Source organism: Mesorhizobium subarcticum, assembly GCF_055456085.1.
The window spans coordinates 5,886,623-5,907,173 of record NZ_CM144237.1 but is presented as its reverse complement, the minus strand read 5'-3'; the positions used below and the strand labels follow the sequence as shown (position 1 = coordinate 5,907,173).

Below are 20,551 nucleotides of genomic sequence, written 5' to 3'. Positions count from 1 at the left end.
ACGCTGGGAGAAATTCGTTGGATGCGCTGTGGATGTCGGTTGGCCGGCATCCGGAATTGGTTCCACTGGGAGGAAAATCGTGACCAATACAAAACTGTTGAAGTCCACCGTCTTTGCGGCGGCGGCCCTGGGCCTGATGGCGTTTGCCTCGTCTGCATCCGCGGCCGGTGTCGGCGCTTGCCTGATCACCAAGACCGATACCAATCCCTTCTTCGTCAAGATGAAGGAAGGCGCGACCGCAAAGGCCAAGGAACTCGGCGTCGACCTCAAGACCTACGCCGGCAAGATCGACGGCGACAGCGAGAGCCAGGTCGCGGCGATCGAAAGCTGCATTGCCGACGGCGCCAAGGGCATCCTGATCACCGCGTCCGACACCAAGGGCATCGTGCCGACCGTGAAGAAGGCGCGTGACGCCGGCCTGCTGGTGATCGCGCTCGATACGCCGCTCGACCCGATCGACGCGGCCGATGCGACCTTCGCCACCGACAATCTCGAGGCCGGCAAGCTGATCGGTGCCTGGGCCGCCGCGACCCTCGGCGACAAGGCCAAGGACGCCAAGATCGGCTTCCTCGACCTGACGCCTTCGCAGCCGACCGTGGACGTGCTGCGCGACCAAGGCTTCATGATGGGCTACGGCATCGACGTGAAGGACCCCAACAAGATCGGCGACGAAACCGATCCGCGCATTGTCGGCCACGACGTCACCAACGGCAATGAGGAAGGCGGCCGCAAGGCGATGGAGAACCTGCTTCAGAAGGACTTCGGCATCACCGTCATCCACACCATCAACGAGCCGGCCGCTGTCGGTGCTTACCAGGCGCTCAAGGCCGTCGGCCTTGAAAAGCAGGTGCTGATCGTCTCGGTCGACGGTGGCTGCCCCGGCGTGAAGTCGGTTACAGAAGGCGTGATCGGCGCGACATCGCAGCAGTATCCGCTGCAGATGGCGGCGCTCGGCATCGAGGCGATCGCCGCCTTCGCCAAGGACGGAACCAAGCCGAAGCCGACCGAAGGCAAGAACTTCTTCGACACCGGCGTCAACCTGGTGACCGACAAGCCGGCCACTGGCGTGAAGTCCATCGACACCAAGGAAGGCCTAGCCAAGTGCTGGGGCTGATGCCGGTCTGACTGGCAACAAAACAACCGAAACGGCCGGGGGGACTTGATCCCCGGCCGCTTCGGGTGGACGATGGGTCGCGTGACCGCGAACAATCCCGGCGATAGACCGGAAAGGCGTGGACGGGCGTCAGCGATTGGCTGACCCCTCACGGGGAGGAAACATGGCTCAAGCTCAGGAATTCGAGAAGGTTCTCTCGAGCAGCGACACCAGCGTCGCCGCTTTTGACGAGCACAAATCGGCCGTCAAGCGCATCCAGCATTTCCTGCATTCAACACCGGCCGCTGTGCCGCTGATCGTGCTGGTCCTGTCGATCGTCATCTTCGGTATCGCCATCGGCGGGCGGTTCTTTTCGTCCTACACGCTGACACTGATCCTGCAGCAGATCGCCATCATCGGCATTCTCGGCGCCGCGCAGACGCTGGTCATCCTGACCGCCGGCATCGACCTGTCGATCGGCGTGATCATGGTTATTTCCGCCGTGATCATGGGCAATTGCGCGGTCAGTTACGGTATGCCGGCCATTCTCGCCGTGACGATCGGGCTCGCCGCCGGTGCGGCCTGCGGGCTGCTCAACGGGCTGCTGGTCGCTTACATGAAGCTGCCGCCCTTTATCGTGACGCTTGGCACCTGGAACATCGTCATGGCGACGAACTTCATCTATTCGGCCAATGAGACGATCCGCGACACCGACGTCGACGCCCAGGCGCCACTGCTGCATCTCTTTGCGCTGAGCTTCAAGATCGGCACGGCGGTGCTGACGCTCGGCGTCATCGCCACGGTCGTGCTCGTTCTGATCCTCTGGTACGTGCTCAATCACACGGCATGGGGTCGCCATGTCTACGCAGTCGGCGACGACCAGGAGGCGGCGAAGCTCTCGGGCATCCAGACCAAGAAGGTGCTGATGACGGTCTATACCCTTGCCGGGCTGATCGCCGCTTTCGCTGCTTGGGTCTCCATCGGCCGCAATGGCTCGATCTCGCCTTCGGCCGCCGTCACCGACTACAATCTGCAGGCCATCACCGCGACGGTGATCGGCGGTATTTCCCTGTTCGGCGGGCGCGGCTCGATCCTGGGCACGCTGTTTGGCGCGATGATCGTCGGCGTCGTCTCCATGGGTCTCAACATGCTGGGCGCCGATCCGCAGTGGAAAGTGTTGCTCACCGGTGTGCTGATCATTGGCGCCGTGGCGATCGACCAATGGATCAGAAAGGTTTCGGCATAATCATGACCCAGGAACCCATCCTTACCGCGCGCGGTCTGGTCAAACGCTATGGCCGCGTCACCGCCCTCGACAATGCCGACTTCGACCTTTATCCCGGCGAAATCCTCGCCGTCATCGGCGACAATGGCGCCGGCAAGTCATCGCTCATCAAGGCGATTTCCGGCGCGGCCGCGCCGGACGAAGGCGAGATCCGGCTCGAAGGCAAACCCGTCGCCTTCAAGTCGCCGATGGAGGCCCGCGAAGCCGGCATCGAGACGGTCTACCAGAACCTGGCGCTGTCGCCGGCCCTGTCGATCGCCGACAACATGTTCCTCGGCCGTGAGATCCGCAAACCCGGCTTCCTCGGCCAGTGGCTGCGCATGCTCGACCGCCCGGCGATGGAAAAACGTGCCCGCGACAAGCTCACCGAACTTGGCCTGATGACCATCCAGAACATCAGCCAGGCGGTGGAGACGCTCTCCGGCGGCCAGCGCCAGGGCGTGGCGGTGGCGCGCGCCGCTGCCTTCGGCAGCCGGGTTGTGATCATGGACGAGCCGACGGCTGCCCTCGGCGTCAAGGAGAGCCGCCGCGTGCTCGAGCTGATCCTCGACGTCAAGAAGCGCGGACTGCCGATCGTGCTGATCTCGCACAACATGCCGCATGTCTTCGAAGTGGCCGACCGCATCCACATCCATCGCCTGGGCCGTCGACTCTGCGTCATCGACCCCAAGCAGTATACGATGTCCGATGCCGTTGCCTTCATGACCGGAGCAAAGGCCCCCCCGGAGGCAGCGCTGGCAGCGTGACTGCCAAGTTGCCGCAGGCGCTCCTTGTTGCGGAATCGCCTAAATCGATTGAACATCCTGAAAGATGCGCTAGCATGGGCTGGGAGGATTGACGAAAGCCGGTATGATCGGGGCAACCGCACGAGAGGCAGCATGACGCGCGCGATGACATCCGAAACCCTTCCCCCACTGCTCGAAAATCCCGATCCGAAGACGCTCGCAAGAGAAGTTCTGATGGCCCTCAAATACAGGGTCGGCAAGGACACCACCGTCGCGACCCAATATGATTGGCTGACTGCCTCGATCAAGGTCGTGCGCGACCGCATCATCGATCACTGGATGGAGGCGACCAAGGAAGCCTACGACCAGCAGGAAAAGCGGGTTTACTACCTGTCACTGGAATTCCTGATCGGGCGCCTGATGCGCGACGCCTTTTCCAATCTCGGCCTGATGGAGAGCATGCGCGAAGCGCTGTCCTCGCTCGGCGTCGACCTCGACCTGATTGCGGCACTGGAGCCGGATGCCGCGCTCGGCAATGGCGGCCTCGGCCGGCTCGCCGCCTGCTTCATGGAAAGCATGGCGACAGTCGACATCCCCGCCCACGGCTACGGCATCCGCTACGCCAACGGCATGTTTCGCCAGGAAATCCACGATGGCTGGCAGGTCGAACTGCCCGAGACCTGGCTCGACCACGGCAATCCGTGGGAGTTCGAGAGGCGTGAGCGCTCCTTCGATGTCGGCTTCGGTGGCTCGGTGGAATCGGTCACGTCGAAGGCCGGCCGGCTCGAGCGCCATGTCTGGAAGCCGACCGAGCACGTCCTGGCCGTCGCCTACGACACGCCGGTCGTCGGCTGGCGGGCGAACCGCGTCAACACGCTGCGGCTGTGGTCGGGCATGCCGGTCGATCCGATCCTGCTCAGCAAGTTCAATGCCGGCGACCACATCGGCGCGCTCGCCGAAAGCAACAAGGCTGACGCGCTGTCGCGCGTGCTCTACCCCGCCGATTCCCACATGGCCGGTCAGGAGCTCAGGCTACGCCAGGAATATTTCTTCTCCACAGCCTCGCTGCAGGACATTGTCCAGCGTCATCTCAGCCAATATGGCGACCTGAAATCACTACCCGACAAGGCCGCGATCCATCTGAACGACACCCATCCGGCGATCGCGGTGCCGGAGCTGATGCGGCTCTTGATGGATGTCCACGGCATGGACTTCGATCTTGCCTGGGATGTCACCAAGCGCACCTTCGGCTACACCAACCACACGCTTCTACCCGAGGCGCTGGAAAGCTGGCCGGTGCCGCTGTTCGAGCGGCTTTTGCCGCGTCATATGCAGATCGTCTACGCCATCAACGCACAGGTGCTGCTCGAAGCCCGCGCCACCAACCAGTTCTCGGACGAACAGATCAGCCGCATTTCGCTCATCCAGGAGAATGGCGACCGCCGGGTGCGCATGGGCAATCTCGCCTTTGTCGGCTCGCATTCGATCAACGGCGTCTCGGCGCTGCATACCGAGCTGATGAAGGAAACGGTGTTCGCCGACCTGCACAAGCTCTATCCTGATCGTATCAACAACAAAACCAATGGCATCACGCCGCGGCGCTGGCTGATCCAATGCAATCCGGGGCTGACGTCGCTCGCCCGCGAAGCGATCGGCGACCGTTTTCTCGACGATATCGAGGCAATCAAGGGGCTCGACACATTTGCCGATGACAGCGCGTTTCGCGACAAGTTCGCCGCAGTCAAGCGACAGAACAAGGCGCGGCTGGCCAATCTCGTCGCCGATCGGCTCGGCATCAAGGTCGACCCCTCGGCGCTGTTCGACATCCAGGTCAAGCGCATCCATGAATACAAGCGCCAGCTGCTCAACATTCTGGAGGCGATCGCGCTCTACGACCAGATACGCTCGCATCCCGAGCGGGAATGGATGCCGCGCGTGAAATTCTTCGGCGGCAAGGCGGCGCCCAGCTATCACAACGCCAAGCTGATCATCAAACTCGCCAATGACGTCGCCAAGGTGATCAACGGCGACCCGTCGGTGCGCGGCCTGCTCAAGGTCGTGTTCGTGCCCAACTACAATGTCAGCCTGGCCGAGGTGCTGATGCCGGCCGCCGACCTTTCCGAGCAGATCTCGACCGCCGGTATGGAAGCGTCGGGCACCGGCAACATGAAGTTTATGATGAATGGCGCCTTGACCATCGGCACGCTCGATGGCGCCAATGTCGAGATGAAGGAGCATGTCGGTGACGACAACATCTTCATCTTCGGCCTCACCACCGCCGAGGTCGCCGAGCGGCGCAACAACGGCTACAATCCGCGCGAAGTGATCGAAGCGTCCCCCGAACTGGCGCAGGCGGTGTCGGCGGTTTCGTCCGGCGTGTTTTCGCCCGACGACCCCAACCGCTACCGTGATCTCATGAACGGCCTTTACCAGAGCGACTGGTTCATGGTGGCGGCCGACTTCGATTCCTATACGGCCTGCCAGCGCGACGTCGATGCCGTCTGGCGCAACAGCCCCGACTGGTACGCGCGTGCCATCCGCAACGTCGCCCGCGCCGGCTGGTTCTCTTCCGACCGCACGATCCGCCAATACGCGAAAGAAATCTGGAACGTGCCCGCCTGATGTGATTGCATGAGGCCACGAACAATGTGGTCCCGGTGATGTGAATTGCATGTCAGTTCACATCACCAGAAATAAACACCTGGTGGCCGGGGAGGGACACTGCCTGATGACGAAGCCGCGCGCGACCGCTGCGACAAGCGGGCCGGACGGACTGGCGCCAGCCAGCGATGTTGTAGCGATTGTCGCCGGCACGCACGGAGATCCGTTTGCGGTCCTTGGTGTCCATGAGGTTGGCAAGAGCCTGTTTGCCCGCTGCTTTGTTCCGCATGCCGAGACCGTCACCGCCTATACGCTGACGGGCATCGAAGCCGGTGAGCTGTCGCGGCGAGACGACGTCGGCTTCTTCGAAGGCAAATTGTCGATCAGGAAGCGGCAGCCGCTGCGCTACCACGCGCGCAATGCCGGCGGTGACTGGTGGCTGACCGATCCCTATTCGTTCGGCCCGGTGCTCGGTCCGATGGATGACTATTACATCGCCCAGGGATCGCACCTCAGGCTGTTCGACAAGCTTGGCGCGCATGTCATCGATCACGAGGGCGCCACCGGCGTGCATTTCGCCGTATGGGCTCCCAATGCGCGGCGCGTCTCGGTGGTCGGCGATTTCAACGACTGGGATGGCCGCCGCCACACGATGCGCGATCGCCGCGACACCGGCATCTGGGAACTGTTCGTGCCCGACATCGGCGCCGGGCGACCCTACAAATACGAGATCATCGGACCGGATGGCGTCAGGCTGCCGCTGAAGGCCGATCCGTTTGCGTTCAAATCCGAACTGCGTCCGGCCACCGCTTCGGTTGTTGCGGTGCCGCCGGCGCATCAGTGGGGCGACGAGGCGCACCGCAATTTCTGGCGCAATGCCGACCACCGGCGCGAAGCCATCTCGATCTACGAAGTCCACGCCGGTTCCTGGCAGCTTCGCGACGACGGTACGTTCCTGTCATGGGACGAACTGGCCGACCGGCTGATCCCCTATGTGGTCGAGACCGGTTTCACCCACATCGAATTCATGCCGATCTCCGAGCATCCCTATGACCCGTCCTGGGGCTATCAGACGACCGGCCTCTATGCGCCGTCAGCCCGCTTCGGCGATCCGGACGGCTTTGCCCGTTTCGTCGATGGTGCGCACCGCGCCGGCGTTGGCGTCATCCTTGACTGGGTGCCGGCGCATTTCCCGGTCGACGCACATGGCCTGGCCCATTTCGACGGCACCGCGCTCTACGAACATGCCGATCCGCGCAAGGGCTTCCATCCCGACTGGAACACCGCGATCTACAATTTCGGCCGCCGCGAGGTGGTGTCGTTCCTGGTCAACAACGCGCTGTTCTGGGCCGAAAAATATCATGTCGACGGTTTGCGCGTCGATGCGGTTGCCTCGATGCTTTACCTCGATTATTCGCGCAAGGCCGGCGAATGGATCCCCAACGAAAAGGGCGGCCGCGAGAACCTCGAAGCGGTCTCCTTCCTGCAGAAGATGAACAAGGAGGTCTACGGCCATCATCCTGGCGTCATCACCATCGCCGAGGAATCGACATCGTGGCCGAAGGTCTCGGCGCCGGTGCATGAAGGCGGGCTCGGCTTCGGCTTCAAGTGGAACATGGGCTTCATGCACGACACGCTCGAGTATTTTGCCAAGGAGCCGATTTTCCGCAAGCACCACCACAATGATCTGACATTCGGCCTGACCTACGCTTTCTCCGAGAATTTCGTGCTGCCGCTCTCGCATGACGAGGTCGTGCACGGCAAAGGCACGCTGCTGGGCAAGATGGCCGGTGACGATTGGCAGAAATTCGCCACCTTGCGCGCCTATTACGGCTTCATGTGGGGTTATCCCGGCAAGAAGCTCTTGTTCATGGGGCAGGAGTTCGCGCAGCGCCGCGAATGGAGCGAGGCGCGCGCACTTGACTGGAACCTGCTGGATTTCCGCCCGCATCGCGGTGTCTGGCAGACAGTGCGCGATCTCAACTATCTCTACCGGTCACGCCCGGCGCTGCACGGCCGCGACTGCGAGCCGGAAGGGTTTTCCTGGCTGATCGTCGACGACAGCCAGAATTCGGTTTTCGCCTGGGTACGCAACGCGCCGGGCGGCAGCCCGGTGGCCGTCATCTCCAACTTCACGCCGGTGCCGCGCGACAATTATCGCGTGCCGCTGCCGAAGGCCGGCAAGTGGCGCGAGATCATCAACACCGACGCTTCTGAATATGGCGGCTCCGGTATGGGCAATGGCGGCATGATCGAGGCAAAGGCGGAGGGCAAGAGCATCTCGGCAACGATGCTTTTGCCGCCGCTGTCGACGATCATGCTTGAACTTGTTGCCGACTGAGCCCGGCAAGGCCGAGCACCATGGCGAGACTTGAGTAACTTGGGAGGGTAGAAATGGCAGACTTGAAACGGACCCAGCCGCTGGCGCGCGATGCCATGGCCTATGTACTGGCAGGCGGCCGTGGCAGCCGCCTCAAGGAACTGACCGACCGTCGCGCCAAGCCGGCGGTCTATTTCGGCGGCAAGACGCGCATCATCGATTTCGCGCTGTCCAACGCGCTAAACTCCGGCATTCGCCGCCTTGGCGTCGCCACCCAGTACAAGGCGCATTCGCTGATCCGCCATCTGCAGCGCGGCTGGAACTTCCTGCGGCCCGAACGAAACGAAAGCTTCGACATCCTGCCGGCCAGCCAGCGCGTCTCGGAAACGCAATGGTATGAAGGCACGGCCGACGCCGTCTACCAGAACATCGACATCATCGAGGCCTACGGCCCAGAATACATGGTGATCCTCGCCGGCGACCACATCTACAAGATGGACTATGAGTTGATGCTGCGCCAGCATGTCGACGCCGGCGCCGATGTCACCGTCGGATGTCTCGAAGTGCCACGCATGGAAGCGACCGGCTTCGGCGTCATGCATGTCGACGCCAAGGACAACATCATCGCCTTCGTCGAAAAGCCTGCCGACCCGCCCGGCATTCCCGACAGACCGGAGTTTGCCCTGGCCTCGATGGGTATCTACGTCTTCAGGACCAAGTTTTTGATGGAACAGTTGCGTCGCGATGCCGCCGAGCCAGGCTCGAGCCGCGACTTCGGCAAGGACATCATCCCCTATATCGTCCAGCACGGTAAGGCGATCGCCCACCGCTTTGCCAAGTCCTGTGTCCGCTCGACGATGGAAAACGAGGCCTATTGGCGCGATGTCGGCACCGTCGACGCCTATTGGGAAGCCAATATCGACTTGACCGACATCACGCCGGAGCTTGATCTCTACGATCGCGACTGGCCGATCTGGACCTATGCGGAGTTGAAGCCACCGGCAAAGTTTGTTCATGACGAGGATGGCCGGCGCGGTTCAGCCGTCTCCTCGCTTGTATCGGGCGACTGCATCGTCTCCGGCGCTTCGCTCAAGAAAAGCCTGATCTTCACCGGCGCGCGCATCAATTCCTATTCGACGCTGGAAGAAGTCGTCATGCTGCCAGACGTTCATGTCGGCCGGAACGCAAAGTTGAAGCGCGTCGTCATCGACCATGGTGTTAGGATACCGGAAGGGCTGGTGGTCGGCGAAGACCCGGTGCTCGACGCCAAGCGTTTTCGCGTTTCCGAGAAAGGCATCTGCCTGGTCACGCAGGACATGATCGACAAGCTGAAACTCTAGAAGCTATTCCAGGAAAAGTGTGAAGCGGTTTTCCGTCCGGAATTGCGCAAAACAAAGAGTTGTACAGGATCCATACACGCATGCAGGTTCTGTCGGTCACGCCCGAGATTTTCCCGCTGATCAAGACCGGCGGGCTTGCCGACGTGACCGGCGCGCTGCCCATCGCGCTCGCCGCCAAGGGCGTGACCATGCGCACGCTCATTCCCGGCTTTCCCGTGGTGATGGGTGCCTTCAAGAAAAAGAAGGCTGTTTACCAATACCCGCTGCTGCAGGGCGGCAAGGCTTCGGTCCATGCCGTCAAGATTGCCGGGCTCGACCTGTTCGTGCTCGACGCGCCGCATCTGTTCGACCGCCCCGGTGGCCCCTATGGCAATGCTGCGGGCGCGGATTGGCCGGACAATTGGCGGCGCTTTGCCGCACTGAGCCAGGTCGGCGGCGATATCGCCGGTGGCGCCATCTCGGGCTATCAGCCTGACCTCGTCCACGCCCATGACTGGCAGTCGGCGATGACGCTGGCCTATATGCGCTACGGCAAGGCGGTTGGTGTTCCGTCGATGATGACCGTCCACAACCTCGCCTTCCAGGGCCAGTTCGGCGCCGGCATCTTTGGCGAACTCGGCCTGCCTGCGGTGGCGATGGCGCTCGACGGCGTCGAATATTATGGCGGCGTCGGCTTCCTCAAGGCCGGCCTGCAGGCCGCCTGGGCAATCACCACGGTCAGCCCGACCTATGCGCAGGAAATCCGCTCGGCGGAATTCGGCATGGGTCTCGACGGCCTGATCAACATGCGGTCTTCGGACCTCTACGGCATCGTCAACGGCATCGACACCGACATCTGGAACCCTGAGACCGACAAGCATCTTGTGTCGAACTATACATCCGGAACACTCAAGGCCCGCCTTGCCAACCGGGCGGTTGTCGAGGACCGTTTCAGCCTCGAACGCGACGACAGCCCGATCGTCTGCGTCATCAGCCGGCTGACCTGGCAAAAGGGCATGGATATCTTGGCCACCGTGGTCGACGGCATCGTGGCGACCGGTGCACGCCTGGCCATACTGGGCTCCGGCGATGCCGGTCTCGAAGGCGCGCTGCTGGCTGCCGCCGCACGCCACCGTGGCCGCATCGGCGTGGTCGTCGGCTATGATGAGGGGCTGTCGCACACCATGCAGGGTGGCTGCGACGCCATCATCATCCCGTCGCGCTTCGAACCCTGCGGACTGACGCAGCTTTACGGTCTGCGTTACGGTTGCGTGCCGGTGGTTGCCCGCACCGGCGGCCTCGCCGACACGGTCATTGATGCCAATGAAGCCGCCGTTTCGGCCGGCGTTGCCACCGGCTTTCAGTTCGCGCCCAACAATGGCGTTGCCATGCTGCACGCCGTCCGTCGCCTCGTCGACGCACATGCCAATCCGGCTGTCTGGGAATTGCTGCAGCGCCAGGGCATGAAGGCCGATGTGTCCTGGGACAAGAGCGCGGAAAAATATGTCGAACTCTATCGCCTGCTGCTTTCGAAAAGGGTTGCCTGAAGCATGATACGCACCGTCCCCACCAAACCCTACCCCGACCAGAAGCCCGGCACGTCGGGCCTGCGCAAGAAGGTGCCCGTGTTCCAGCAGGAGCACTATGCCGAGAACTTCATCCAGTCGATCTTCGATGCGCTCGACGGCTTCAAGGGCAAGACCCTGGTGATCGGCGGCGATGGCCGCTTCTATAACAGGGAGGTCATCCAGAAGGCCATCGCCATGGCCGCCGCCAACGGCTTCGGCAAGGTGATGGTCGGGCAGGGCGGCATATTGTCGACGCCGGCCGCCTCGCATGTCATCCGCAAATACAAGACCTTCGGTGGCATCATCCTGTCGGCAAGCCACAATCCCGGCGGCCCGCACGAGGATTTCGGCATCAAGTACAATGCCGGCAATGGCGGCCCGGCGCCGGAAAAGCTGACCGACGCGATCTTCGAGAAAACCAAGGCGATTTCGAGCTTCAAGACATCAGATATCGATCCGATCGACATCGACACGATCGGCACGATCAAGGCCGCCGGCATGACGGTCGAGATCATCGATCCGGTCACCGACTATGCCGAGCTAATGGAAAGCCTGTTCGATTTCGACGCGCTGCGCAAATTGTTCAAGTCGGGCTTCCGCATGCGCTTTGATGCCATGCACGCGGTGACCGGTCCCTACGCCAAGGAGATCCTCGAAAGCCGGCTCGGTGCGCCGAACGGCACCTGCCGCAACTTCAAGCCGCTGCCGGATTTCGGCGGCCATCACCCGGATCCGAACCTCGTTCATGCCAAGCACCTCTATGACGAGATGATGGGTCCGGATGCGCCAGATTTTGGTGCCGCTTCCGATGGCGACGGCGACCGCAATTTGATCATCGGCAAGGGTATCTTCGTCACGCCGTCGGACTCGGTCGCCATGCTTGCCGCCAATGCCCGCCTAGCGCCCGGCTACAAGGACGGGCTGAAGGGCATCGCCCGCTCGATGCCGACCAGCGGCGCCGCCGACCGCGTCGCCGAAAAACTCGGCATCGGCATTTATGAGACACCGACCGGCTGGAAGTTCTTCGGCAATCTGCTCGACGCCGGCATGGCAACGATCTGCGGCGAGGAGAGCGCCGGCACTGGTTCCAATCATGTGCGCGAGAAGGATGGGCTGTGGGCGGTGCTGTTGTGGCTCAACATCCTTGCCGCGCGCGGCGAAAGCTGCAAGCAGATCGTCACCGAGCATTGGGCGACCTATGGGCGCAATTACTATTCGCGCCACGATTATGAAGAGGTCGAGAGCGACCGCGCCAATGCCCTGGTCGACGAATTGCGGGCCAAGCTCGGCTCGCTGCCCGGCAACAGCGTGCGCGGCCTGAAGATCGCCAATGCCGACGATTTTGCCTATCACGACCCGGTCGACGGTTCGACCAGCGAGCATCAGGGCATCAGGGTGCTGTTCGAAGGCGGCTCGCGCGTCGTCTTCCGGCTTTCCGGCACCGGCACTTCGGGCGCAACCTTGCGCGTCTACATCGAGCGCTACGAGCCGGACAAGGCGAAGCACGACATCGACACACAGGTCGCACTCGCCGACCTCATCGCCGCCGCCGACGACATCGCCGGGATCAAGAGCCACACCGGCCGCAACAAGCCGAGCGTGATTACTTGAGGGTGGTGTCGTGCGCTTCACCTTCTCCCCTTGTGGGAGAAGGTGGATCGACGCGTAGCGTCGAGACGGATGAGGGGTGGGTGACAGATCGCCGTCTTTGCCAAGCTGGAGCCCCCTCATCCGTCGCCTTCGGCGACACCTTCTCCCACAAGGAGAAGGGGGAGCCTGAATGACCCAACTCGGTGCCACCATCACCCCGGAAGGCATCCGCTTTGCCGCCTGGTCCTCGTCGGCCCGTCGCCTTTGGGTGTCGATCTTCGACGAGCAGGGAAACCGCGAACTCGATCGGCTGGAACTGCAGCCGGAAGGCGAGGGGGTTAATGCGCTCTTCGTCTCCGGCCTTGCCGCGGGCACGCGATATGGCTTTCGCGCCGATGGCGATTATGCGCCCGAGCGCGGACTGTGGTTCGACCCCGACAAGCTGCTGACCGATCCCTACGCTGTCGAACTCGACCGGCCCTATGAATACCACTGGCGGCTTGCCGCAAAGCGTAACGAGGGTGCGGACACCGCGCCGCTGATGCCCAAGGCCGTGGCGACGAACTTGCCTAAGGCCGTGCCTACCCTGCCGCCGCTGTTTCGCCCGGGCGGCCTGATCTATGAGCTGAATATCCGCGCCTTCACCAAGCTGCACCCAAACATTCCGGAAGGGCAACGCGGCACGATCGCGGCACTTGCTCATCCTGTTATCATCGAGCATCTGCAAAGGCTCGGCGTCTCCGCCGTCGAACTGATGCCGGTGACCGCCTGGATTGACGAACGGCACCTGCCACCGCTGGGCCTCAGCAACGCCTGGGGCTACAACCCCGTCACTTTCATGGCGATTGATCCGCGCCTGGCGCCCGGCGGCCTGGCGGAATTGCGAAACACTGTCGCGGCGCTGCGTCAGGCAGGCATCGGCACGATCCTCGATCTTGTCTTCAACCACACAGGCGAGAGCGACCGGCTCGGCCCAACGCTGTCGCTGCGCGGCTTCGACAATCAGGCCTACTACCGGCATACATCGGACGGCAGGCTGGCCAATGACACCGGCACCGGCAACACGGTTGCCTGCGATCATCCGGTGGTGCGGAAAATGGTGCTCGACACGCTGCGCCACTTTGTCCGTCATGCCGGCGTCGACGGCTTTCGTTTCGATCTCGCTCCGGTGCTCGGGCGCGTCGACGGTGCGTTCGATCCCACAGCGCCGCTGCTCGGTGCGATCGCCGGTGATCCTGTCCTTGCCGATCGCGTGTTGATCGCCGAACCCTGGGATATCGGCCCGAACGGCTACCAGCTCGGTAATTTCCAGCCGCCATACCTTGAATGGAACGACAGCTACCGCGACGATGTCAGGCGCTTCTGGCGCGGCGATGCCGGTGTGATCGGCGCGCTGGCTACCCGGCTTGCCGGTTCGTCCGATGTCTTCGGCAAAGCCGGCCATCTGGCGAGCCGCAGCGTGAATTTCATTGCCGCCCATGACGGCATGACACTGGCCGACATCGTCGCCTATGAGCACAAGCACAATGCAGCCAATGGCGAGCAGAACCGCGACGGTCACAACGACAATCTGTCCTGGAACAACGGCGTCGAGGGCGAGACGGACAGCGCTGCGATCACCAAGGCGCGCTTCGACGACCAGTGCGCGCTGCTTGCCACGCTGTTTGCCTCGCGCGGCACCATTATGCTCACCGCAGGCGATGAATTCGGCCGCAGCCAGCAGGGCAACAACAATGCCTACGCGCAGGACAATGCCATCACCTGGCTCGACTGGGCAGGCCGTGACCAGGCGCTGGAGGATTACACGGCGGCACTATCGGCGCTGCGGCGTGCCTTGCCGGTGGTGGCCGATACGCATTTCCTGACCGGTCATTCGGCAGGGGGAGCAGCCATCCCCGATGTCGCCTGGCTGACCGAGACCGGCGCGCCGCTCGGCGAGGCCGACTGGAACGATGCCGCGCGACATCGCCTCGTCATGCTGCTCGGGGATATGGAGGGCAATCGCCTTGCCGTCATGGTCAATGGCGACCGCCGCCAATGCGTCTTCACCTTGCCGGCCCGAGAAGGCTTTGCATGGCAGCCGGCGGTCGAAACGCAGACGCTCGACCTTGCGCACCCGCTGCCGGGCCGCAGTGTCAATTTCATGATCGAGCGTCGGGCCGCAAAGGGCGGCGCCGGGAAGGGTTCGTAATGGCCGACAACAATGCCAGCCCTTGGGCCGACCCGGTGAGCGAGCGGGGGCCCGAGCAGGGCACCGAATGGTGGCGCGGCTGCGTCATCTATCAGGTCTATCCGCGTTCTTTCCAGGATACGACCGGCGACGGCAGCGGCGATCTCAAAGGCATCACGGCAAGGCTTGCCCACATCGCTTCGCTCGGCGTTGATGCCGTCTGGCTGTCGCCCTTCTTCAAGTCGCCGATGGCCGACATGGGCTATGACGTGTCGGACTACCGCGACGTCGATCCGATGTTCGGCACGCTGGAGGATTTTGACGCCCTGGTCGCCGAAGCGCGCCGGCTGGGCCTGAAGATCATCATCGACCAGGTGCTGTCGCACTCCTCCGACAAGCACGAATGGTTCGTCGAAAGCCGTGCCAGTCGCGACAATCCCAAGGCCGACTGGTACGTCTGGGCCGACACGAAACCCGACGGCAACGCGCCCAACAACTGGCTGTCCGTCTTCGGTGGCCCGTCCTGGGAGTGGGATTCGACCCGCCGGCAATATTACATGCACAATTTCCTCGCCTCACAGCCCGACCTGAATTTCCACAATCCCGAGGTCCAGGACGCGCTGCTCGACACGGTGCGGTTCTGGCTGGAGCGCGGTGTCGATGGGTTCCGGCTTGATACGGTCAACTACTATGTCCACGACCGCTGGCTGCGCAGCAATCCGCCTTTGGCGTCCAGCGTCGCCGGCACCAATGGCGAGACCAACACCTACCTTTATCAGGAGCATCTGTTCGACAAGACGCAGCCGGAAAACCTGGCTTTCCTCAGGCGTTTCCGGGCGTTGCTCGACGAGTATCAGGACCGCGCCGCCGTCGGTGAAATCGGCGATGAGGGGCGCTCGCTGCAGACGCTGGCCGCCTACACCTCCGGCGGTGACAAGCTGCAGATGTGCTATACGTTCGATCTGCTCGGTTCGCAATTTTCGGCGGCACATGTGCGCGGCTGCGTCGAGGCCTTCGAACAGGCGGTTGTCGATGGCTGGGTCTGCTGGGCGTTTTCCAACCACGATGTGGTGCGCCATGTCAGCCGCTGGACACGGCCGGACGGTGATGCCGACGCGGTCGCCAGATTCTCGATCATGCTGCTCGCTTGCCTGCGCGGCTCGATCTGCCTCTATCAGGGTGAGGAACTCGGCCTGGAGGAGGCGGAGCTTGCCTATGAGGATCTGCGCGATCCTGTTGGCATCCGCTTTTGGCCCGGCGTGAAGGGGAGGGATGGCTGCCGCACGCCGATGGTCTGGGAGGCCGGCGCCGACAATGCGGGTTTCTCGACCGGCAAACCCTGGCTGCCGGTCCTGGCCAGTCATCGCGCCCGCGCCGCCGATGTGCAGAACGGCAATGAGCAATCGGTACTGTCCGCCTACCGCTCTACGCTCGCCTTGCGCAGGCGCCATCCAGCGCTGGTCAGCGGTTCGATCCGCTTTCTCGACGTCGAGGGTGATGTGCTCGCCTTCATCCGCGAGGGCTGCGGCGAAAGGCTGCTCTGTGTCTTCAATTTCTCTGGGGAGCCAGCGAATTGTCCGTTGCCGCGTGATATCGGAACCGTTGCGGCTGTCTTGGGTGGCACTGCCGCCGTCGAGGAAGAGGCGCTCTCGTTGCCGGCTATCGGTTGCTTCCTTGGCCGGATCGACTGACTGCCGGTTCGACCGTGTCTTGGCCAAGCGATCCGCTTCGCTACAAATACCCTATTGAACCAGCACCGCCCGTCCGCAGGTCGCTCCGGTGACACGCACGTCGGCCTGGCCAACACCGACACCCAGTGCCGAAAGCACATTGTAGAGCAAGTCGTCAACGGGCGCCGTTACGGTGTTGAGCACCGCCACCACCGCGGGTTTGACAGTTCCAAGCAGGGCGGTGAGGTCGATGCCGAGACCAAGCACGCCCACCGAAAGCGACAGGTTGTTGACCAGCGACGTGGTGAGCGACTGCGAGATGTTGCGCGTCGAAACGGTCTTGATCGTCTTGTTGGCAATCTCGGTTGCGTTGAAGGTCAGGGTCTGGGGGCTGTTGTTGGTGATCGCCGTCGCGGCCGAGCCCATCACCTGGATCAGGGGGAGATTGATCAGCAGCAGATGCAGGCTCACATCCGCGATCTCGGCATCGGTGAAGGTCTGCGGTTGGCTGAAATCGGCGAAGCCGGAGGGATTGTTGCTGTTGGCCAGGTTCAACTGGGCAATGCCGGGGTGCGCTGCGATGGAAACGCTGATGCTGGACGGCCCTGTCGGACAGGTGATGTCGGTCAGCTTGGCTTCGGCGTAGGCGACTTCCACATTGAGTGGCAGGTTGACGGCCAGCAAGCTGATGCCGCCGCCGAGGCCAGACGTGCCGACACCGACGGAGGCCGTCAGCTTGATACGCGTCTGGGCGGTCCGCACCGTGGTGCCGATGCCATCGATGGCCAGCCATGGTGAAGATTGTGCCGGCTCGCCAATGGCGATGGCAAGCTGGGTGGAAAGAAGACCAGGTATGGTGGCGCCGAGATTGACCTGAGCCTGGTTGGTGCCGTTGGCCAGCACGGCAGCGGCCGTCAGCATACCCATGGCGCTTGCATCGACCCCTAGGCCTGTTGGGGTTTGCCCCAGTCCCAGGCTGCCGACGGAGCCGAGATCGACAAGGCTGCTGAGCGGGATCTTGACCGTGCTGGTCGACTTGGAGGCGATGCTTTGCAGGGCAAGCTTTGCCGTGTTGCCGAGACCGGGAACGTTGGCCATGGCTGTGGCGATCTGGCCGACCGTCGCCTTGGAGGCCAGCACGTCCGAATAGGTGCCGGCCGTGATGTTCAATTGTGTGGCGAGCGCACTGATGAAGGAAAGCACGCTGACATCGGCCGAGATCAGTCCGTTGTAATCCATGACGCTGAGCGAGATGTTGCCGCCGAGAAGTCCGCTCAGCAGAGCGTTGAGGATGCCGCCGTTGACGCTGAGCAGTCTCGAACCGACCGAGAATGTCGCCTGCGGCGTCATGCTGGCCGTGGCCACGGTGCCGATGACCGGAGTGGGGATAAGAGAGCTGGCGAAATAGCGGTTGGGTATTTTTGCCAGCGTGACACGCACCGCGTTGTAAGGCGTCACGCCGGCCTGGAAGCGCTGGGTGACATTGGTGGTCGTTGAGGCATATCGGCCTTGCGTGACCGTCACCACCGTCTTCCCGACAGCCGGCGGAATGGTCTGGCCCGAAGCTTGAACGACGACGCCTGGCATGCCGTTGTCGTTGAGCGTGGTGATCACCGCCGTGTTGACGTTGGTCATGTTGGAGGCGGCGGTGATTGCTGCCAGGTCAACCATCGCCTGGGCTTGCCGACGCTCTGTGTAGATCGAGCCCTCATCGATCGCCACAGCTGCCAGCGCCAGCGCGACAGGTGCGCTCAATGCCATCATGACGGCGAAATTCGCCTTCCTGTCGGTCAACAGACGCAGGGCTGCTCGGCCGATCCTCGTGCGTGCGCGAAGCAACATTCAGATACCCCCGACCCTGATCGTTGACTGGCGCGTGATCGTGGTCCCCGGCATGGCTATGCCCGGGAAGAGATTCCAGATCGGCAGGTTGCGGGCATCGTACGAGATCGACACCACGAACTGGCTTCCATCGGCGACGCTGTCATTGGCCTGATAGGTCAGTTTGCTGGCGTCCACGAAGGGGTAACCGCCGGCATTGTTGGTAAGGTAGCTGGCCACCAGCGTCTGACGCTCGGTCTGGTTCAACCCGGCTATGGCCGTCCGGGCGGCATCCGCAGCGATCTGCTGGATCGAGTTGGCAGCCCCAAAATAGATGCCGTATGCAACCATTCCGAGCAGGAGCAGGATGAAGAGTGGCGATAGCAAAGCGAACTCGACCGCCGACGTTCCCGAAGTGTCTGTTCGGAACACGCACCTTTGGACCTTGGAAATGAGGTTCTGCACCATGGTGCTAGCATGCCAAAGTTCGCATGCAGAAAGCGAAAACTCCGGGTGCAACCTAAGGGTGTGCGCAATTGAAAAAGCCTTTCTAATTTAGCTGTTGCTTCTTCGTTATGCGGATTGACTTAGGGTCAATCAGTACTCGGTTGAAAAGAGCTTACCTCCTGTCTAGTCTCCTGCCACCAGCTGCCGGAGGGAACCGGCGGCGCGCTCAAAGGGGCCATACATCGGTTCCGGGGCGTCAACACGTAAAGGCGCGCCCACGGCAGCGCCGACAGGGAGAATTTCATGCTGAAAAACATGCTGAAGGCGACGGTATTCGCCACGACAATGACCTTGGCTGCCGGCACATTCTTGACGCCGGCCTTTGCCGAGACCGTCTACAACAGGGGCACCGCCGCAGAGTCGGAATCGGTCGACCCGCATAAGACCTCGACGGTCTATGAAGCGAATGTCTTGCGTGACCTGTTCCAGGGCTTGGTCATGCAGGACCAGAAGGCCAACCTCATCCCGGGGGCGGCCGAAAGCTGGACGGTATCGGATGACGGCACCGTCTACACCTTCAAGCTGCGCAAGGACGGCCAGTGGTCGGACGGCAGCCCGGTGACGGCGGACGACTTCGTCTACGCCTTCCACCGCCTGGAAGACCCGGCGACCGGCGCCGAATACGCCTCGATGCTGTACCCGGTGAAGGGTGCGGAGGACGTCAACACCAAGAAGGGCAAGCCTGAGGACATGGGCGTCAAGGCAATCGACGCCAGCACTCTTGAGATAACGCTCAAGGCGCCGACCCCATACTTCCTGGAAATGTTGACCCACCAGGCGACCTATCCGGTCAGCAAGGCCTCCATCGAGAAGCTCGGCGCGGACTGGATCAAGCCAGGCAATCTCGTTTCGAACGGCGCCTATACGCTGGCCGAATGGGTTCCCAACGACCATATGAAACTGGTCAAGAATCCAAAATTCTGGGATGCGGCGACCGTCAAGTTCGACGTGGTCAACTACATCCCGACCGAAGACCGTTCATCGGCGATGAAGCGCTTCGAGGCCGGCGAACTCGACAGCTATGACGATCTGCCGACCGAACAGCTCGCCGATCTGAAGACCAAGTTCGGTGATCAAATTCATGTCGGGCCATATCTCGGCACCTACTATTACGCGATCAAGACCGACAAGGCGCCGTGGAACAATCCCGAGCTGCGCAATGCCATCTCGATGGCGATCGACCGCGACTTTATCGCCGAAAAGGTCTGGCAGAATTCGATGCTGCCCGGCTATTCGATGGTGCCCCCGGGCATCGAGGGCTACACGCCGGCGATGGCCAAATTCGCCGATATGCCGCAGATCGATCGCGAGGACGCAGCCAAGAAGGTGCTCGAGAAGCTCGGCTATACGCCCGATAAGCCGCTGAAGATGGAGATCCGCTACAACACTTCGGAAAACCACAAGAATATGGCAGTGGCGATCCAGGAGCAGTTGAAGCCGCTTGGCGTCGAAGTGACCCTGCTCAACACCGACACCAAGACCCACTATTCCTTCCTTGAGCAGAAGGGCGACTATGATTTGGCTCGTGCCGCCTGGATCGCCGACTACAAGGATCCGGAAACCTTCCTCGGCATCTCGCGCAAGGCGAGCGGCAACAATTATTCGAACTACAACAGCCCGGCATACGAGGCGGCCATGGACAAGGCGGCGGCCGCCGGCGGCAAGCCCGAAGAGCGCATGAAGGACCTCTCCGAGGCCGAACGCATCCTGGTCGACGATGTCGGCCAGATCCCGCTCCTCTATTATAGCTACCACGACATCGTATCTTCGAAGCTGCATGGCTTCACCGACAATGTGATGGATGTCCATCCGTCGCGCTTCGTCAGCAAGGACTGATCCCGGCCAAGCCGCCGCGTCTTTCGAGGCGCGGCGGCGCTGGTTT

Annotated in this window: 13 protein-coding genes; 11 read left to right on the top strand and 2 right to left on the bottom strand. The window is 62.3% G+C overall.

Annotated features, from left to right (window positions below; genetic code table 11):
* Nucleotides 1–136 precede the first annotated feature (136 nt).
* The 10 genes from ACZYHG_RS28980 (at nt 137) to bglA (ending at nt 16,362) form a co-directional block, all read left to right on the top strand.
* Entirely contained in the window at nt 137–1,114 is a 978-nt protein-coding gene (locus ACZYHG_RS28980; protein ID WP_464614815.1) for a substrate-binding domain-containing protein, read from the top strand.
* Between the two features lie 163 nt (nt 1,115–1,277).
* Nucleotides 1,278–2,339 carry an ABC transporter permease gene (locus tag ACZYHG_RS28975; protein ID WP_027034294.1) on the top strand — a complete coding sequence of 354 codons (1,062 nt, stop codon included), beginning with the start codon at nt 1,278–1,280 and terminating at the stop codon, nt 2,337–2,339.
* A gap of 2 nt (nt 2,340–2,341) precedes the next feature.
* Complete coding sequence (locus ACZYHG_RS28970) at nt 2,342–3,124, top strand: ATP-binding cassette domain-containing protein (RefSeq protein ID WP_027034295.1); 783 nt, start codon at nt 2,342–2,344, stop codon at nt 3,122–3,124.
* Between the two features lie 132 nt (nt 3,125–3,256).
* Complete coding sequence (locus ACZYHG_RS28965) at nt 3,257–5,725, top strand: glycogen/starch/alpha-glucan phosphorylase (protein WP_464611483.1); 2,469 nt, start codon at nt 3,257–3,259, stop codon at nt 5,723–5,725.
* Between the two features lie 106 nt (nt 5,726–5,831).
* Nucleotides 5,832–8,045, top strand: a complete 2,214-nt coding sequence (gene glgB / locus ACZYHG_RS28960; RefSeq protein ID WP_464611482.1) for a 1,4-alpha-glucan branching protein GlgB — start codon at nt 5,832–5,834, stop codon at nt 8,043–8,045.
* Between the two features lie 53 nt (nt 8,046–8,098).
* A complete protein-coding gene (glgC, locus tag ACZYHG_RS28955) occupies nt 8,099–9,364 on the top strand; it encodes a glucose-1-phosphate adenylyltransferase (RefSeq protein WP_464611481.1) in 1,266 nt (421 codons plus the stop codon).
* Nucleotides 9,365–9,444: 80 nt separating this feature from the next.
* Entirely contained in the window at nt 9,445–10,890 is a 1,446-nt protein-coding gene (gene glgA / locus ACZYHG_RS28950) for a glycogen synthase GlgA (protein ID WP_464611480.1), read from the top strand.
* 3 nt (nt 10,891–10,893) lie between these two features.
* Nucleotides 10,894–12,522, top strand: a complete 1,629-nt coding sequence (locus ACZYHG_RS28945) for an alpha-D-glucose phosphate-specific phosphoglucomutase (protein WP_464611479.1) — start codon at nt 10,894–10,896, stop codon at nt 12,520–12,522.
* Between the two features lie 169 nt (nt 12,523–12,691).
* Nucleotides 12,692–14,692, top strand: coding sequence for a glycogen debranching protein GlgX (glgX, locus tag ACZYHG_RS28940; RefSeq protein WP_464611478.1), 2,001 nt, complete (start codon nt 12,692–12,694; stop codon nt 14,690–14,692).
* The gene (bglA, locus tag ACZYHG_RS28935; protein ID WP_464611477.1) at nt 14,692–16,362 is read left to right on the top strand and encodes a beta-galactosidase BglA; all 1,671 of its coding nucleotides are present in this window, start codon (nt 14,692–14,694) and stop codon (nt 16,360–16,362) included. The genes glgX and bglA overlap by 1 nt, the downstream gene beginning before the upstream one ends.
* Nucleotides 16,363–16,413: 51 nt before the next feature.
* Here bglA and ACZYHG_RS28930 read toward each other — a convergent pair whose 3' ends face one another.
* A complete protein-coding gene (locus tag ACZYHG_RS28930) occupies nt 16,414–18,183 on the bottom strand; it encodes a pilus assembly protein TadG-related protein (protein ID WP_464611476.1) in 1,770 nt (589 codons plus the stop codon).
* The gene (locus tag ACZYHG_RS28925) at nt 18,184–18,630 is read right to left on the bottom strand and encodes a TadE/TadG family type IV pilus assembly protein (protein ID WP_464611475.1); all 447 of its coding nucleotides are present in this window, start codon (nt 18,628–18,630) and stop codon (nt 18,184–18,186) included. It abuts the gene before it with no gap.
* 282 nt (nt 18,631–18,912) lie between these two features.
* Between ACZYHG_RS28925 and ACZYHG_RS28920 the strand changes: the two genes are divergently transcribed.
* Nucleotides 18,913–20,505: a peptide ABC transporter substrate-binding protein gene (locus ACZYHG_RS28920; RefSeq protein ID WP_027034305.1), complete on the top strand. Its 1,593-nt coding sequence runs from the start codon at nt 18,913–18,915 to the stop codon at nt 20,503–20,505.
* Nucleotides 20,506–20,551: the final 46 nt, after the last annotated feature.

What these genes read in the sequence shown, in the direction of transcription:
- glgA (WP_464611480.1), top strand. Translation starts at nt 9,445, where the DNA reads ATGCAGGTTCTGTCGGTCACGCCCGAGATTTTCCCGCTGATCAAGACC.
- ACZYHG_RS28925 (WP_464611475.1), bottom strand. Translation starts at nt 18,630, where the DNA reads ATGGTGCAGAACCTCATTTCCAAGGTCCAAAGGTGCGTGTTCCGAACA.
- ACZYHG_RS28980 (WP_464614815.1), top strand. Translation starts at nt 137, where the DNA reads ATGGCGTTTGCCTCGTCTGCATCCGCGGCCGGTGTCGGCGCTTGCCTG.
- ACZYHG_RS28930 (WP_464611476.1), bottom strand. Translation starts at nt 18,183, where the DNA reads ATGTTGCTTCGCGCACGCACGAGGATCGGCCGAGCAGCCCTGCGTCTG.
- glgB (WP_464611482.1), top strand. Translation starts at nt 5,832, where the DNA reads ATGACGAAGCCGCGCGCGACCGCTGCGACAAGCGGGCCGGACGGACTG.
- glgC (WP_464611481.1), top strand. Translation starts at nt 8,099, where the DNA reads ATGGCAGACTTGAAACGGACCCAGCCGCTGGCGCGCGATGCCATGGCC.
- ACZYHG_RS28945 (WP_464611479.1), top strand. Translation starts at nt 10,894, where the DNA reads ATGATACGCACCGTCCCCACCAAACCCTACCCCGACCAGAAGCCCGGC.
- ACZYHG_RS28920 (WP_027034305.1), top strand. Translation starts at nt 18,913, where the DNA reads ATGCTGAAAAACATGCTGAAGGCGACGGTATTCGCCACGACAATGACC.
- ACZYHG_RS28970 (WP_027034295.1), top strand. Translation starts at nt 2,342, where the DNA reads ATGACCCAGGAACCCATCCTTACCGCGCGCGGTCTGGTCAAACGCTAT.
- ACZYHG_RS28965 (WP_464611483.1), top strand. Translation starts at nt 3,257, where the DNA reads ATGACGCGCGCGATGACATCCGAAACCCTTCCCCCACTGCTCGAAAAT.
- bglA (WP_464611477.1), top strand. Translation starts at nt 14,692, where the DNA reads ATGGCCGACAACAATGCCAGCCCTTGGGCCGACCCGGTGAGCGAGCGG.
- glgX (WP_464611478.1), top strand. Translation starts at nt 12,692, where the DNA reads ATGACCCAACTCGGTGCCACCATCACCCCGGAAGGCATCCGCTTTGCC.
- ACZYHG_RS28975 (WP_027034294.1), top strand. Translation starts at nt 1,278, where the DNA reads ATGGCTCAAGCTCAGGAATTCGAGAAGGTTCTCTCGAGCAGCGACACC.